Raw genomic sequence first — 14,464 nt, forward strand, 5'->3', positions numbered from 1 at the left:
CACAAGCCACTGATTGAACAGAAGTTGTTCATGTATTTTTCCGCTATGACAGCGACATACAGAAATAGCGGCTTCCACATTTCAGAAGCCGCTATTCATCAATTTCCCCGTATGGAAATGGGGTATACTACATGACGCAGTGCCCTACTTCAGGACTTTTGCGTGGATGCGGCATAAATCTGGTTGATAGCCGTTGAAAGAGCCGCATCGAACTGTGCGTCTGTCATGGTATAGCGCAATTCCTCAAGCAACGCGCGGGAGAAGCTTGCAATCATGCCATGGTTTTCCGCCAAACGCTGACAGGCTTCATCGCGTGAGTATCCACCGGACAGGGCCACAACACGCTGCACACGGGGATGTTTCACCAGGTCAAGGTAAAGGTCGGGTTTTTCCGGGATTGAAACCTTGATCATGACCTGATAATCGCCCGGCAAGGCATCAAGACCACGATGTAGTTCATTATGCAACAGTGTTTCGGCCCCAGCCTTATCCGGGCTCTTGATCAGGACTTCGGGCTCCAGAATGGGAACAAGCCCTCGTTCCGCGATTTGCTGCGCCAAGGTAAACTGTTGTTTCACAATCGCCTCCACCCCGCGGCGTTCGGCAAGGTGAATGACAGAACGGGCTTTGGTGCCGTATATGCCCTTCTTTGTTGCTTGCTCAAGGAGTGCGTCAAGATCCGGGATCGGCTTCATCAACTGCACGCCGCCGGCTTCGGCTTCCAGCCCCTTGTCCACCTTCAGAAATGGCACGACACCGCGGTCCTTCCACAAGAAGGCCGGAACCGGTGTATCCTTTACCGACCCATTCATTGTCTGTTCAAAGAGAATGGCAGCAAGGATTTTTTTTCCCGTGAAAGACGGAGCCGTCACGACCCTGACCCGCATTTCATGCATGAGGGCAAACATTTGGGCGTCAGTGCTATAGGCGCTGTCGGCAATGCCATAATGGCGTAACGCACCCGGCGTGGAGCCGCCGCTCTGGTCCAGGGCCGCGATGAAACCCGCATTTTCAGACATGTTTTTACGCATCTGGGCGATTGACATAGCTATCTGTACCTCCTGTTTTCAATATTCATATACCATCAGGATGATATTTTGAATGTCATATATAATTGTCTTCCTGTCCGCATCTTTCAGTCCCAGAGATGCGATTGCAACTTGGCCTCTTTCCCATATCCCCAAAATACCCTGTCCAGCATAAACCATAGACAGGACCGCCTTTCCGGGTCGGTCCTGTCTTTCAAATCAGTCCATAGCGTTCCAATAAATCGCCAATTTCTGTTCCTGTGACCAGATGGCGTACCACACCCGACGCCGGGACTTTTCTGCCATCGCGCAATTCCGCTGCCGCCTGCAGCAGCATGCGCACATCATAAATGCTACTAAAAACTTCCGGTACGGCGCGATCAATATCGAGGAGCGTATAAACCGCCTCCATCGCGGTACGAACAGAATATTCCGTGGTAAATACAGTATCACGTGGTGTTTCTGCAAACTGTCCCAAAAAGGCAAGGTTGACACTGCCTTGTGGCACCACCTGCGGTCGATCTCCACTGGAACGCGGCATAAACTGCGCCGTAATGAATGGCATCATGCATGGACGTGTCAGGGCGCCTGTTGCCGCCATGTCATCAATCTCTTCATCCGGCACGCCCATGTGAAACAGCCATTCGCGGGTAATCTCCTCCCCCGTGCATTCCTGCATCGGCTTCTTTACGTAATTCCCAGGTACATCGCTGAACAGGCCATAAAGCCACGCCACCATCTGCCCTTCTGGCTGGCCTTTGAAGTGTGGCTGGCGGCTGACGACCCAACTCATAAGCCATGCGGAATCTGCGATGGTAACTGGCCCCCCTGTCACGGTGCGACCGGAAAAAGGGTCACGACCCGTGATTTTGTACACAAGGGCAGGAATACGCGCATCCAGCGTCGTAACGGTTGCGGACTCCCACCGGGATTTCATGGTATCTCCACAAAATACGTCTGGCCGACCAAATGCCGGATCCTGTTGCGCGATATTACGCCATAGCTGCCATGTCCCGCCTTGTGCAATGGTCACATCCACCGGTGCAGGCGTATGATGATCACCCCAGCGGGAATTTTCCACCATCGACCCATTGGTAACGAAAACAAGGTCGCCACCACCAAGATCGGTGCCCCCTGCCTGCCCTTTCTCCAGCCATTCGATACGGGTTGCGGCCTTCGCTTCCCCCGATATATCAACCTGCACATTGGTTACACACACATCGTGTCGGAATACGACACCCTGTCCAGCAAGCCACGTAGCAAGCGGTCGACTGAGGGACTCCTGCTGATTGAAACGGGTAAATTTCAGCGTATGCAGATCCTTGAGGCCAAGGATCTGATGGACAAAACGCCCAAGATAACGCTTCATTTCTATTGCGCTATGCCATGTTTCGAATGCGAACATGGAACGCCAGAATAACCAGAAGTTCGATTTTATGAACTCTTCTGACAGAACATCTTCAATTGTTCTATCAGCCAGCTTTTCTTCATCCGTCAGGATCAGTGAGATAATTTCCCGTCGCGCCCCACCTGTCAGTTTCAGGCTGCCCCGATCAGGCAGGGGCTGGCCACGCCCACACATGGCCCGTATTGGGCTACTGCTTGGGTCCGTCCGATTCAAACGATGGAATTCATCCAGTACGGACGCCCCGGCAACCTCCAGAGAAGGAATGGACCGGTACAGATCCCACAGGCACTGAAACTGTTCCTCCATTTCCCGACCGCCGCGAATAAGCCAACCGGTCTGTGCATTGCCTGCACCATCAAGCGCGCCGCCATCAGCATCTGAAGATTCCAATATGGTGATACGTGACGGGGGCATCTGCGCATCACGAACCAGAAAGGCTGCTGCTGCCATCCCCCCAAGGCCACTACCCACAATCCATGCGGAACGTGTCTCGATCCCGGCAGGTTTTTCTGGCCTTACAAAGGCTTCATAATTGCTGTGGGCGTATCTCATGGGATATTATGCCTCTGTTGGGGCCATTGCATAGCCCATCCATTTCAAACCCTTTATAGCCATAGCGTGCTTCTTTAGCTTCGCCTGTCGTTGATATAAATCAATTGCGCAGGGTCAAACGATGCATATCATATCTTTTGATAATACAGGGATCACAAAATTTCCTTTGCAATTTACTTGGTTTATAATAATATTTTATATGCGAATATTTATAAAATCATTAATTACTATTCTTTTTTATAAGACAGTGACATCTTATCCAGACATGTTGGGCAAAAGCATCCCGATGGCGCATCTATGGGTACAGGCAGGACAGGCAGACGTTCCATGCACCAGCATGCTCCATTTGGTTGACAGGAAAATTCGGCCCCACAGGTTTCACATTTTGCCATGATAATTCTCTTCGCCTGACTGATCCGCATATTGCTATATGACATTATAGAAATATCAGGTAACGGATACCCACTTGCCTTAGTACCTGACCGAAAATAAGTTTAGCGATTTGAGCCGGTTATGATTCATGGGGTTGCGAGAACCTGATGAGATCAAGATGACCTGAACTGAAATCACCCGAGCGCAGTATCAAAGGGACGACCTAAACTATGCAAGCGACCTGCGCGATGCGCAGTGGGCACTGATTGCGCCGCTGATGTCCAGGAAGAAACGACCGGGCAGACCACGACTTACGGATTTTGCGCCGGGTCATGGAGGCGATCCTCTATATCGTCGCGGCCATAGTACATCCTGCCGACATACAGGCTTGCGACGGCGTTCCGCTCCTAGCGGCCTAAATCAGGTCTTTGTTGCCCTGGTTTCGCCATCTGATCAGTGACAGGGGATAGAAATTGCGTGGTGCGCTGGTTGAACTTGGTCGATGGATGATCGAGGCGTCAAACGCAGCGATCAGGCCGAAGGCTTCGCCGTCCTGCCCAAACGCTGGATCGTTGCGCGAACTTTACATGGCTCGTGACGTTGCCGTCGCCTCACGAAGGATGTCGAGGCAACAATATCGTTATCCCACGTCTGGTTGATGACCATCCATTCATATAAATTATGAAATTTTAAAATCGTATTTATGCCAATAATAATACGACACATCCCATCATTCATGGAATGATACTTTGCAAATATTACGGAAAACATTCTGTAAATTATACATTACATTATCTGTATCTGGGACTTAAACCCTATAAATTCAACATTTTTCAGGTTTCTTTGTGCATTGGGATGAAAATATATCTGAAAATCTGGTGCCAGTACGACACCACGCATGACATGGATCTGGTAATTCGTCTCGAATATCGTTGCATGTCCCTGCACGCCGGTTGCATGATTGGGGGCAGTCCTTGCCGGTATCATGGAGAGATCAAGTATATCCGTATCCGAAACTCCCGGAGCAATCTTCACATATGTCATCACCATGCCAAAAGCATCGTACGGTCTGCTTCTAATAAAACCGCGATCTACAAATGCTACATATGTTTCGTAATTACGCAAGGATGTACGAGGATCATTATAGATCACTCCCCCCATGACCGTCAGTCCACCTTCAGAGTTGGAATAGGGATGATGGAGAATTTTTTGATCTACTTCCAGCCATGTACTCCATGTCTGTTGGTGATTACGGGCTGCCCTTCCCGACAGGGCATAAGGTTGTCCATTTACGTCATAGTAATTATCGGGGTTGGGGGCTGAAATAAGCTGTCCACCAATCTTGTAATGTCCAGGTAATTCATGTTTGCTTCCCAATACAGGCTCCCACCCAAGTTCAATGGGGGCCAACTGACCAACAATATTCGATGAATTAAAATGAAATCCGGTCCTATGTTGGCTGTTGGCATATATTCCGCGTTCAGCGAAATAAACACCTGCCTGTATGTAGGTATAACGTGATGGACGTCCGCGGACACGAAATCCCCATTCCCCAGCGGGATAGGAGGTGATGTACTGGTTATCAATCGCAGCCTTTGGCCGTCCACAAAAACTGTTATTCTGGAAATTGCAAAAAAGAGAACTGGCGCTGAACTCGCTCATTTCCGTTAGACGTCCTCCAGCAATACTAACGCGCCCCCCAAGCAGGTTTTCTTCTCCATAAGCCGTAACCAGGTGGACGACGACATTACCTCCGCCCCCATATATTTCCGACGAATGCGCCAGCCAGTCTCCCATCATGCGATTGGCCGTTGTGCCATACCTGCTGGTAAAAAGCGTATGCGTGGCAAAGCCCTTTAGACCCAGTATCTTATCCCAGTTAATATGCAGGGCAGTATTGACCTGACCTGCATTACTTGATCCCTGCCGGTAATTCGGATGACCGGCTGTAGGGGCGGAAAGAGCATCTGTATATTCATTGGTATTGTCCATGGTCAGGGCAACCCCCCGCGACCGTAGCCATGACGTCATGCCAAACGGGTTGGTAAACAGGGCTTCTGGCCGTGAAAAGGGGGGGACTACAGGCTTGCTGGAGGGATTGGCCATCAGCGGTGTCGCGACACGCAATCTGGCATCACTGTTTGAATTGTCCTGAAAAGTCTGCGCCAGCGCCTGTACTGATGATATAGTGACGAGAGCACCGAATATCAGGGTCGTTTTGACAAAAGACCATCCATGACAACATGTGTTTTTACGCATTGCAAAAAATGCAATCATCCATCTGGCCCCGATATAATTTTACTTGGTCACTATCAGAATACACAATGAGAAAAATAAGTTCCTGGTCACAGACCCGCTCTGACAGGTCATAATTCCAGAAACATTTTCTTTCTGATATTTGTTATTTCTTCAGAAAACCCTGAAAAAATCTGACTCACACAAAATCTGCTGAGTCCGTTACCAAAATTCCCGATAGGATGTCGCCTGTATAAACAGGCGACATCTAGGGAATATTATTACTCTCATTAATAATCTATTTTAAGCAGCCGCTGTTTCTCGCGTTGAGAATCATACGGTCGCAAAGCCGTTACAATCAGATAACGGCCGTCAGCAATGCCTGCCCTGCAAAATGAGCTGCAAGGTTGCGCACGACCAGATTACCCATTTCCAGACGCGTCTCCACCGTAGCGCTTGCGCGATGGGGCTGCAGCACGGTGCGATTGGAATGCATCAGGGCAGTTGGCACATTGGGTTCATGTTCGAACACATCAAGGGCTGCGCCCCCCAATGTTCCTTCTTCCAACGCCTGCACCAATGCCTGCTCGTCCACGACTGAACCACGGGCGACATTCACAACGACCCCATGCGTTCCTACCGCATCAAGAATATCGCGATTCACCAGATGCCGCGACCCGGGCCCACCGGATGCAGCAATCACAAGGATCTCACTCTCCAGCGCCAATGCCTTCAGGTCAGGAACAAAATGATATTCATCCAGCCCGAAATCCTTCAGGTCGGTGTAGGATATGGGCATTGAGAAAGCTTGGGCGCGCCGGGCAATCGCTCGACCGACCTGCCCCATTCCGATAATGCCCAGCTTTTTTCCTGTGACCTTATGACCAAGGGCCGGTGCGGGTGAATGACCCCACGCACCATCACGCACATACCGATCACTTTCTGGCAATCCACGCAGCAGGGACAGAATCAGACCCAGCGCCATGTCTGCCACATCATCGGTCAGGACACCTGGCGTCGTCGTGACATGAATATGCCGCCGCCGGGCTTCCTTCAAGTCCACGGCATCAGTGCCAATACCATTTATGGCAATGATTTCAAGTGCGGGCAGGCTGTTCATGACCGGCGCGGGCACACCTGTCGCCCCGCCCGTTGCAATCGCACGTATGTTGGGGGCAATCGCCTCCAATTGCTCCACAGAGGTAAAGCGATGAACAGTATAAGCCGCATCAAGCTGCTTTTCAACTCCAGGCATCATCGGTTCAATTAACAGGATTTCAGGCTTCATGATGTATTGTCTCCTGTTTCAGGCAAGAATGGTATGTACGGACCCAATGGCAGGGAAGCTTGCGCTGACCCTCGCACCATGATCCACAAAGATAGTCCCGGTGGTGGAACCAGTTGTAACGATACTTCCCGCATCAATACCCAGATTGCGGCGCGAGGCGTGATTGGCAAGCCATACCAGAAGACGAAGCGGGTCACCGGCGGAGTTTCCCCCCACATGCTCGGCAACAGTCTCGTCATTGATGCTAAGGCGCACATGCTCCACGACAGGGTTATATTTTCGCCACTCGGCGACCCCCGGCCCGACGATCAGTGCGCCATGACTCTGCTGGTCGGCAGTGTGCAGAAATTTATGCTGTGATCCCGGTGTTTCGAAACGTGTGTCCAGAATCTCGATAACAGGATGGATAGTACCGATCCTGTCCATGACCTCATCACGTGTCCAATCCCGCTCACGCGGGGGCAGAGCCCGGGCAAAGCGATAGGCTATTTCCGCCTCAACGCCCAGATGGCGACACAGTCCATGCGGGACTGTCGCACCATCGTTGAAGAGAGTTGATGCATGGATGGGGGCACAGAACGGTTCCGATGATGGCGTCTGCGCCCCGACCTTCCACCCCACAATCGGCCCAAGATGCTGCGCAACCTCGTCCTGGATACGATAGGCATCTTCAATCGACAAAGGCACAAGATTATCATCCACATGTGCCGGTGGTGGTGTTTTGCCATTTCGCACCGATAACAGCAGATGTACCACGTCGGTCGAGACAACATCAGTCATTGTTACATTTCCGTCTAATCATAAAAATTTACAAAATATCGTTCTGCTCAAGCAGATCGCGGTTGCGGCATTCCGGAATAAAGAACGTGGTTGCAATTGTGGTCATCGAAAGAAGGACGACATATCCAGCGATCGGCAGCCACGCCATCTGTCCGGGATGAACCGCATCGGGATGGAATGCCGCGACCCAGCGAATGATGAATGACCCCACCAAAGGCGTCACGCCACCGGCTATTACGGCCGATACTTCGCGTGACATGGATACCGCCATGTAGCGATGACGTGCGCCGAACATTTCCGGCAGCATCGCCGCCTGTGTCCCAAACATGCCCCATGTCGTTATCCCCAGTCCCATCGACAGCGCAAGCACGGCCAGCAGCGGGCGACCCGTGCTGAAAGCATACCATACGGGAAACGCCGTGACGCCCTGCAGGATCGCAAAACTGCGATAGACTTTTATGCGTCCGAACCGATCGCTCAGCAACCCGGCGATGGGCACGGTAAATCCGCCCACCACGGCAGCCGTTATCAGGGCCGACGTGCCCCACAGGCCCGGCAGGCCCATCGTATTGACGATATAGCTGATCGCCAGCACCTGATAGATGGATGAGCCGCCATTTTCCGCCATCCTGACGCCAATCCCCGCAATGATGGTCCGCCATGAGGTACGGATGACCACAGCCAGGGCTTCATGCTCTTCTTGCGTCTTACGCTGGATTTTCTCGAACGTCGGCGATTCCTTCAGCTTGAGGCGCATATAGAGGGCAACCACCAGGATCACGGCGCTGACCAGGAACGGAACACGCCAGACCCATGAATGCGTAATGTCCGTCACGCCAAACAACAGGCCGCAATAGACAATGGCGGCAATGATGGTGCCGATCTGGATGCCAAGGAACGGTAGCGAGGCATAGAATCCACGATGTCCTGCCGGGGCATATTCCGTCATCATCACGGCCGCGCCTGCCTGCTCTGCCCCGGCGCCAAGTCCCTGCAGCACCCGCGCTGTGACCAGCAGGACAGGGGCCCATACCCCTATTGTCTGGTACGTGGGGATCAGGCCGATGCCCGTGCTTGCAAGACCCATCAGCGTTACCGTGATGAGCAGGACTTTCTTGCGCCCGATAGTATCACCCAACGTGCCAAAAATAATGCCACCGACAGGCCTTACGGCAAACCCGACGAAATAGGTTGCAAAGCTGGCAATGAGGCTCGTCACAGGGGAAACCGACGGAAAGAAGAGCGGTCCGAACACCAGTGCGGATGCAAGGCTGTAGAGCGCGAAATCGTAATATTCGAGCGCACTGCCCAGCGAGCACGTCCATGCCGCACGTCGCAGTTCGCTTACGCTCAGGGCCATTCGTGTTGCGCCCGCGCCCCGTATTATCCGACCGTCCGCACCGACGGCCCCGAATGCTGCCTGTGTCATGGAATGTCCACTTCGATCTGACGGCCCGTCAGGGCCGATTCACGAATGGCCAGCGCTATGGCAAGCGCGGCCAGTCCATCTTCGCCAGTGGCGGCAGGCTGTCCCCTGCCCCGCACCGCACCGCTGAAGGTGGCAAGTGCATAGTGATAGAGATTGTGGTGATGGATGGGTATTTCACGTTCCCCATCGGCATTACGGATAAACAGCCGACCCGCAGGCCGTTGGCTCATGCAATCGCGACCGACAAGGACACCATCGCTGCCATAAAATTCCACGCCGCCTTCTGAAAATGGCACGGTATAGGATCCATGGATCTGCACCAGCACGTCACCGGGAAAACGCATAATGACCATGATGCCATCTTCCACCCCGTCATGAGCCAAACGACCGCTTTGCGTCATGGCCATGACGTGGGTCGGGTTGCTGCCGATCAAGAAGCGGAGCGTGTCAATATCATGGATCGTGCTGTCAAGGATCAGCCCGCCACCACCCGCATCATTGATCCGCCAGCCATGCAGGGCCTGGGCCAGGAAATTGGCGTGGAACACACGTACGGCGTTAAGCCGCCCGATGGCACCTTCCGCCAGAAGCCGACGCAGTTCCTGGTGCATGGCGTTGCAGCGCAGGTGATGATTGATCCCCAGCACCACCCCTGCCGTACGACACGCGGCAATCATGTCATGCGCGTCGGTGACACGAAGGGCGAGCGGCTTCTCGCAGAGCACGTGTTTACCTGCCGCCGCAGCAGCCATGGTCTGCGCATGGTGAAACTGATTGGCAGTGCTGATATAAACGGCATTCACCCTGTCATCAGCAAGGATTGCGCCAATATCTGTCACATGTGCAGGAATGGCTTTTTCATTTGCGAACTTCGCCCCACGTTCTTCACTGGAACTCAGGACGGTTACAATGCTGCTGTCATTCTGTACACGAATGGCATCCACAATCCATTGCCTGGCGACGTTACTTGCGCCGATCAGGGCCCAGCCGATATGTTCATTCATTGAATAGCCACGGGCATCACGTGCCCTCCCCGTCTCTGGCACGGCTTCGTGCAGGTCTGTATTATTTTTATATTCAGTTTGGGAATGTTACGTATGTAACGATGGTTTTTATTAACCTGTTGGTGGAAGTTCTGATTTTGGCAATCATGAACTTTAACGCCACCCTGACAGGCAGGTTTTCCAACGATAAAAACAATATCGTGAAAAAAGGATCAGGTTTCTGGCCCTACACCCGATCCTTCGTCGCCCTGCCTGTCTTTTTGCGCAAGTGGGAATACTTGTCTCAGCTCGGCAGGGTCATCAGCGCCTCCGTCGTGGTTATGATGGTACCACCATGCGCCAGAAGCCCCACCAGAAGGGGCGTCTGTCCCGCATTCCACGCCATGCTGAGCAGGCCAGAGGGAACATCGGCGTCGGTGTATGGATATGCCATTTCCATGGCATCGGACGCCATGCGCCTGTAATCCCCCACCGTATGGGTTACAGCGCAGGCACCATTGCGACCAACAGAGGAATAGAGCACGAATAACGGATCGTCGCGGTACATGGCTTCTGGCGGGAAATCAGGTTCATACCAGTCCACCATGGCATCATAATAATGGTCACGACCGGCCGTCATCGTAATTTCCGCACCGTTGATGGCAGTAACCAGAACCAGATGCACCCGCGCCCGCGTCCCCGCAATTTCCAGCGCACCATCCAACGTAGCCTTCAGCGGAACGGGACCGGACGCGCCACCGATACCATCCCCCGTCAGGACGGCAACCGCGCCACATTCCATCAGACGTTCCGCCATTGAATGTGCATCAAGTTCCGTGTCCAGCACGACATGCACCGCACCAATACGGGCACAGGCCAGCAGCGCCACGATGCTTTCAACCATCAGAGGCAGGTGAATTGCGACCCTGTCACCACGCTGCACACCCTGATCCTTCAGCGCATTCGCAAGGCGGCAGACACGTTCGTGCAGTTCGCGATAACACACCGCCTCCGCGCCTGCATTGGTGCGGATAATCACGGCCGCCCGGTCTGGACAATCACCCAGGTGGCGGTCAACACACAGGGCGGACACATTCAATGCCCTGCGACCATGATCAGGCTGCGGGCGGAAACGATGCTTTCCAGCCGTAGGGGGCTGTTGCGGGAGGGCCGCCCCCGTACGGGGAACTGACCGAAGGGCGGAATTTTCATAATTCATGCTGATCATGGTCCTGTTCCTTAATCCATCGGGTTGCGCCCGCATCCACCACCCAGGAAACCGCGACGAATAGACCGGCGGGAAAGATTGCGTACGAAGTGCATCACAATAGGCAAGAGCAGGGATGCAGTATGGCATGCAGCCTGCCGGACATTGCACAAACGATGTTTCATGTCCGGCAGGCCGTGCCAGAAAGCACAATCCGCACGTTATGTTTTGCGGAACATGTTTATTTTATAATTGTTTTTGTTCCGTCATGGCGCTTCATGTTTTCTGCTCTTGTTTTTTTTGTTACCCAGACTTTGGCAAATCCTGATTGTGGACGAAAGATGTTTTGCCGTTTAAAGGGGCGAATGCCGCGCCGCGAATTGCAAAGATTGCGAAGATGAAAAAAGCCGCCACCAAAACCTTTACCGGATCACGTATCCGTCATCAGCGACACCGCGTCGGAATGACACAAAGCGCACTGGCGCAGCGACTGGGTATTTCCGCCAGTTACCTGAACCAGATTGAACATGATACACGACCGCTTCCCATTACATTGCTTGGCGCGCTGTGCACTCTCTTCTCCGTTGGTGCGGATTATTTCAGTGATACCGAAGAAACCCGCGGTATACAGGCCGTGCGGGAAATTCTGGCTGATCCCGTATTTGACATGGATGCCATACGGCTTGACAGTATTCACGCCGCCATGCGTGTGGCCCCAGACCTGTGTGCGCAGTTCGTGCGGCTTTATCGCGCCTATCTCCTGCGGCAAGAACATGCCGAAGCAGCACTGATCGGGGGAGGATCTGCATCATCACGCGCAATGCAGCATGACGGCCCCGATCGGGTTGAACCTTATGAAGCCGTGAATGACTGGGTTCAGGCGCAACGTAACTATTTTGACGAGATTGATCGCTGTGCGGAACAGCAATTCGAGATGATGCGCCTTGATGAAGGCAGTCCTGGTGAGCAGCTTGCCCGCTACCTGCTTGACCGCCATGGCATCCGTACCGAAATCGACCTCAACCTGAGTCAGAAGGGCCTGATGTGGCACATCGACCGTCGCCAGCGCATCCTGTTCCTGTCACGCCTTGCCCCTTCGGAAAGTAGCACGTTCTGGATGGCACAGGCATTGGGCCAGATCGAACATCAAAGCCTGTTCGCACGCGTAGTCCGCCGTTCACGCCTGAAGGAAAGTGAGGCGCGGGGATTGGCACGCGTGTACCTTACCAACTATTTCGCGGGCGCATTGCTTCTGCCTTATGAGCGGTTTCGTGTTACGGCACATGAAGTGCGCCATGACCTGGAACTGCTGCAACGCCATTTCGGTGTCAGTTTCGAGCAGGCCTGCCACCGGCTGAGCACCATGCAACGCCCAGGGCATGAGGGGATCCCCTTTTATTTCCTGAAGACGGATATCGCGGGAAACATTCTCAAAAGTTTCAGCGCGAACCGCTTTACACAGTCCCGCTTTGGCGGTCCGTGTCCGTTATGGAACATTTTCCGCGCCTTCAGCACCCCCCAGCAGGTGCAGGTCCAGCTATCCCAGACGACCGACGGCGCGGTCTATCTCAATATCGCGCGGACGGTCGGACGCAACAGCATCTCTTATCTTGACCGGCCACGTCTGACGGCTGTGGTCCTTGGCTGCTCCATCACCGATGCGCCCCAGATCGTCTATTCTGCGGGGCTGGACCTGAAAGATCCGCGCATGATCATTCCCATTGGTCCTGGCTGTCGCGCATGCACCCGCGAACACTGCCATCATCGTGCCCTGCCGATGATGGGTCATCGTGTTGATGTCGATAACGAAGGACGTGGCATCGCACCATATCGCACTGCATTATAGGCAACCTGTGATGGAGCATGATGGAAACCTGCCTGCATGGCTGCGTTCATGACACGCGGCGCGTGCGTCATGCACCTGATGGTGTAAATATGCCATCAGTATGCTGCATTTTGTCAAATGCGGGCGATGTCATGGACATGTATCCTTTCGACGACGACAAAACCTTCCCCAGCATGACCGAATCACTGGTCATTCATGCCGCACATGACCTGCGGCTGGAGCCGGTTCCCCTGCCCCAACCCGCACCCGATGAGGTCTGGGTGGACATGGCATGGGGTGGCATATGCGGTTCTGACCTGCATTACCTTGCCCATGGCGGCGTTGGGGCATCGGTATTACACGGCCCCATGGTTCTGGGACATGAGGTCAGCGGCATTATTGCTCGTATAGGAAGCGAGGTCAGGGGATTTGCGCCAGGCGATGCGGTGGCGATTCATCCCGCCCGTCCCTGTGGCACCTGTCCCGAATGCATGGCGAGGCGACGCAACCTGTGCCGCAACACACGTTTTCTGGGGAGTGCAGCGCGTGATCCCCACACCGATGGCGGCTTTCGTCGCACGATGGTGCTGGCGGCAACGCAACTGCGTCACCTGCCACCAGGACTGGATACATGCCGTGCCTGCCTTGCGGAACCCCTGTCCGTCGCGTTACATGCGGTTGCACGCGCGGGTGACGTCCGGGGACGCACCGTAATGGTACAGGGGGCCGGACCGATTGGGCTGCTGCTGGTGGCCGCCCTTGCCCATCATGGGGCCGGACATATTGTCGTCACCGATCTGGTGGATTTTCCCCTGCAACGCGCGCGACTGCTTGGGGCCAATGCATGTTACAATACCAGCAATGTCGAGGTTAGAGACGAATTCGACATCCTGTTCGAAGCTACTGGCGTGCCGGCAGCCCTGTCACATGCGATTACCCACACACGGCGCGGTGGCATACTGGTGCAGGTTGGTATGTTCCCGCCGGGTGATATTGCAGCGCCGATGGCCCTGATTATCAACAGGGAAATAGATGTCCGTGGCACCTTTCGATTTGATGTGGAATTCGATGCTGCTCTTGCCCTGCTGTCCGAAAAACCAGAAATTGCCGATATCCTCGTGACGCAGAAATTCCCGTTAAGTGATTTTTCCTCAGCTTTTGCCCTTGCCCCGGATCGCAGGCAGGCTGCAAAAATATTACTTTCCCTGCAAGACGAGTAAATCTCCTGCTTTGATTACGATCAGGCGCAGAGAATTCAAAGAATATCCAACCAGGAAAATATTGAAGAATCTTAAAGTATCCGTTGTGGTCAAGCTCATTTTGGCGTTCAAAGCCGCTTGACCTCAACGGATACGCT

10 protein-coding genes and 1 pseudogene are annotated in these 14,464 nt (G+C 53.6%); 3 read left to right on the forward strand and 8 right to left on the reverse strand.

Annotation, left to right across the window (positions count from 1 at the left end; all coding sequences use genetic code 11):
• Positions 1–149 precede the first annotated feature (149 nt).
• Positions 150–1,046 (reverse strand): fructose bisphosphate aldolase, encoded by an 897-nt coding sequence (locus tag IFJ82_RS08770; RefSeq protein ID WP_192263891.1) that lies wholly within the window; start codon positions 1,044–1,046, stop codon positions 150–152.
• 196 nt (positions 1,047–1,242) lie between these two features.
• Positions 1,243–2,988 (reverse strand): oleate hydratase, encoded by a 1,746-nt coding sequence (locus IFJ82_RS08775; RefSeq protein ID WP_192263893.1) that lies wholly within the window; start codon positions 2,986–2,988, stop codon positions 1,243–1,245.
• 565 nt (positions 2,989–3,553) lie between these two features.
• Here IFJ82_RS08775 and IFJ82_RS08780 point away from each other — a divergent pair.
• Positions 3,554–4,045, forward strand: a pseudogene (locus IFJ82_RS08780) (transposase).
• Positions 4,046–4,146: 101 nt separating this feature from the next.
• On the opposite strand, the gene IFJ82_RS08785 reads toward IFJ82_RS08780, so the two are convergent.
• From IFJ82_RS08785 to IFJ82_RS08810, 6 genes are all read right to left on the reverse strand, one after another.
• A complete protein-coding gene (locus IFJ82_RS08785; protein ID WP_192263896.1) occupies positions 4,147–5,637 on the reverse strand; it encodes a carbohydrate porin in 1,491 nt (496 codons plus the stop codon).
• 316 nt (positions 5,638–5,953) lie between these two features.
• Positions 5,954–6,883, reverse strand: coding sequence for a 2-hydroxyacid dehydrogenase (locus IFJ82_RS08790; RefSeq protein WP_192263899.1), 930 nt, complete (start codon positions 6,881–6,883; stop codon positions 5,954–5,956).
• Positions 6,884–6,901: 18 nt separating this feature from the next.
• Positions 6,902–7,663, reverse strand: coding sequence for a 2-keto-4-pentenoate hydratase (locus IFJ82_RS08795; RefSeq protein WP_062808765.1), 762 nt, complete (start codon positions 7,661–7,663; stop codon positions 6,902–6,904).
• Positions 7,664–7,691: 28 nt separating this feature from the next.
• Positions 7,692–9,092, reverse strand: a complete 1,401-nt coding sequence (locus tag IFJ82_RS08800) for an MFS transporter (RefSeq protein WP_048858867.1) — start codon at positions 9,090–9,092, stop codon at positions 7,692–7,694.
• A complete protein-coding gene (locus tag IFJ82_RS08805) occupies positions 9,089–10,096 on the reverse strand; it encodes a Gfo/Idh/MocA family protein (RefSeq protein ID WP_192263902.1) in 1,008 nt (335 codons plus the stop codon). Before IFJ82_RS08805 ends, IFJ82_RS08800 begins: the two co-directional genes overlap by 4 nt.
• 283 nt (positions 10,097–10,379) lie before the next feature.
• Entirely contained in the window at positions 10,380–11,303 is a 924-nt protein-coding gene (locus IFJ82_RS08810) for an AMP-binding protein (protein WP_192263918.1), read from the reverse strand.
• Between the two features lie 376 nt (positions 11,304–11,679).
• Between IFJ82_RS08810 and IFJ82_RS08815 the strand changes: the two genes are divergently transcribed.
• Positions 11,680–13,128: a helix-turn-helix domain-containing protein gene (locus IFJ82_RS08815; protein WP_075596308.1), complete on the forward strand. Its 1,449-nt coding sequence runs from the start codon at positions 11,680–11,682 to the stop codon at positions 13,126–13,128.
• A gap of 131 nt (positions 13,129–13,259) precedes the next feature.
• Complete coding sequence (locus IFJ82_RS08820; protein WP_192263920.1) at positions 13,260–14,327, forward strand: L-idonate 5-dehydrogenase; 1,068 nt, start codon at positions 13,260–13,262, stop codon at positions 14,325–14,327.
• Positions 14,328–14,464 lie beyond the last annotated feature (137 nt).

Origin of the sequence: Novacetimonas hansenii (genome assembly GCF_014843995.1) — a bacterium.
GTDB classification, from domain to species: Bacteria; Pseudomonadota; Alphaproteobacteria; order Acetobacterales; family Acetobacteraceae; genus Novacetimonas; species Novacetimonas hansenii.

Bases quoted from the DNA above. Each gene is read 5' to 3' on its own strand.
- IFJ82_RS08790 (WP_192263899.1), bottom strand. From the start codon at position 6,883: ATGAAGCCTGAAATCCTGTTAATTGAACCGATGATGCCTGGAGTTGAA.
- IFJ82_RS08770 (WP_192263891.1), bottom strand. From the start codon at position 1,046: ATGTCAATCGCCCAGATGCGTAAAAACATGTCTGAAAATGCGGGTTTC.
- IFJ82_RS08815 (WP_075596308.1), top strand. From the start codon at position 11,680: ATGAAAAAAGCCGCCACCAAAACCTTTACCGGATCACGTATCCGTCAT.
- IFJ82_RS08785 (WP_192263896.1), bottom strand. From the start codon at position 5,637: ATGATTGCATTTTTTGCAATGCGTAAAAACACATGTTGTCATGGATGG.
- IFJ82_RS08800 (WP_048858867.1), bottom strand. From the start codon at position 9,092: ATGACACAGGCAGCATTCGGGGCCGTCGGTGCGGACGGTCGGATAATA.
- IFJ82_RS08795 (WP_062808765.1), bottom strand. From the start codon at position 7,663: ATGACTGATGTTGTCTCGACCGACGTGGTACATCTGCTGTTATCGGTG.
- IFJ82_RS08775 (WP_192263893.1), bottom strand. From the start codon at position 2,988: ATGAGATACGCCCACAGCAATTATGAAGCCTTTGTAAGGCCAGAAAAA.
- IFJ82_RS08820 (WP_192263920.1), top strand. From the start codon at position 13,260: ATGGACATGTATCCTTTCGACGACGACAAAACCTTCCCCAGCATGACC.
- IFJ82_RS08810 (WP_192263918.1), bottom strand. From the start codon at position 11,303: ATGATCAGCATGAATTATGAAAATTCCGCCCTTCGGTCAGTTCCCCGT.
- IFJ82_RS08805 (WP_192263902.1), bottom strand. From the start codon at position 10,096: ATGAATGAACATATCGGCTGGGCCCTGATCGGCGCAAGTAACGTCGCC.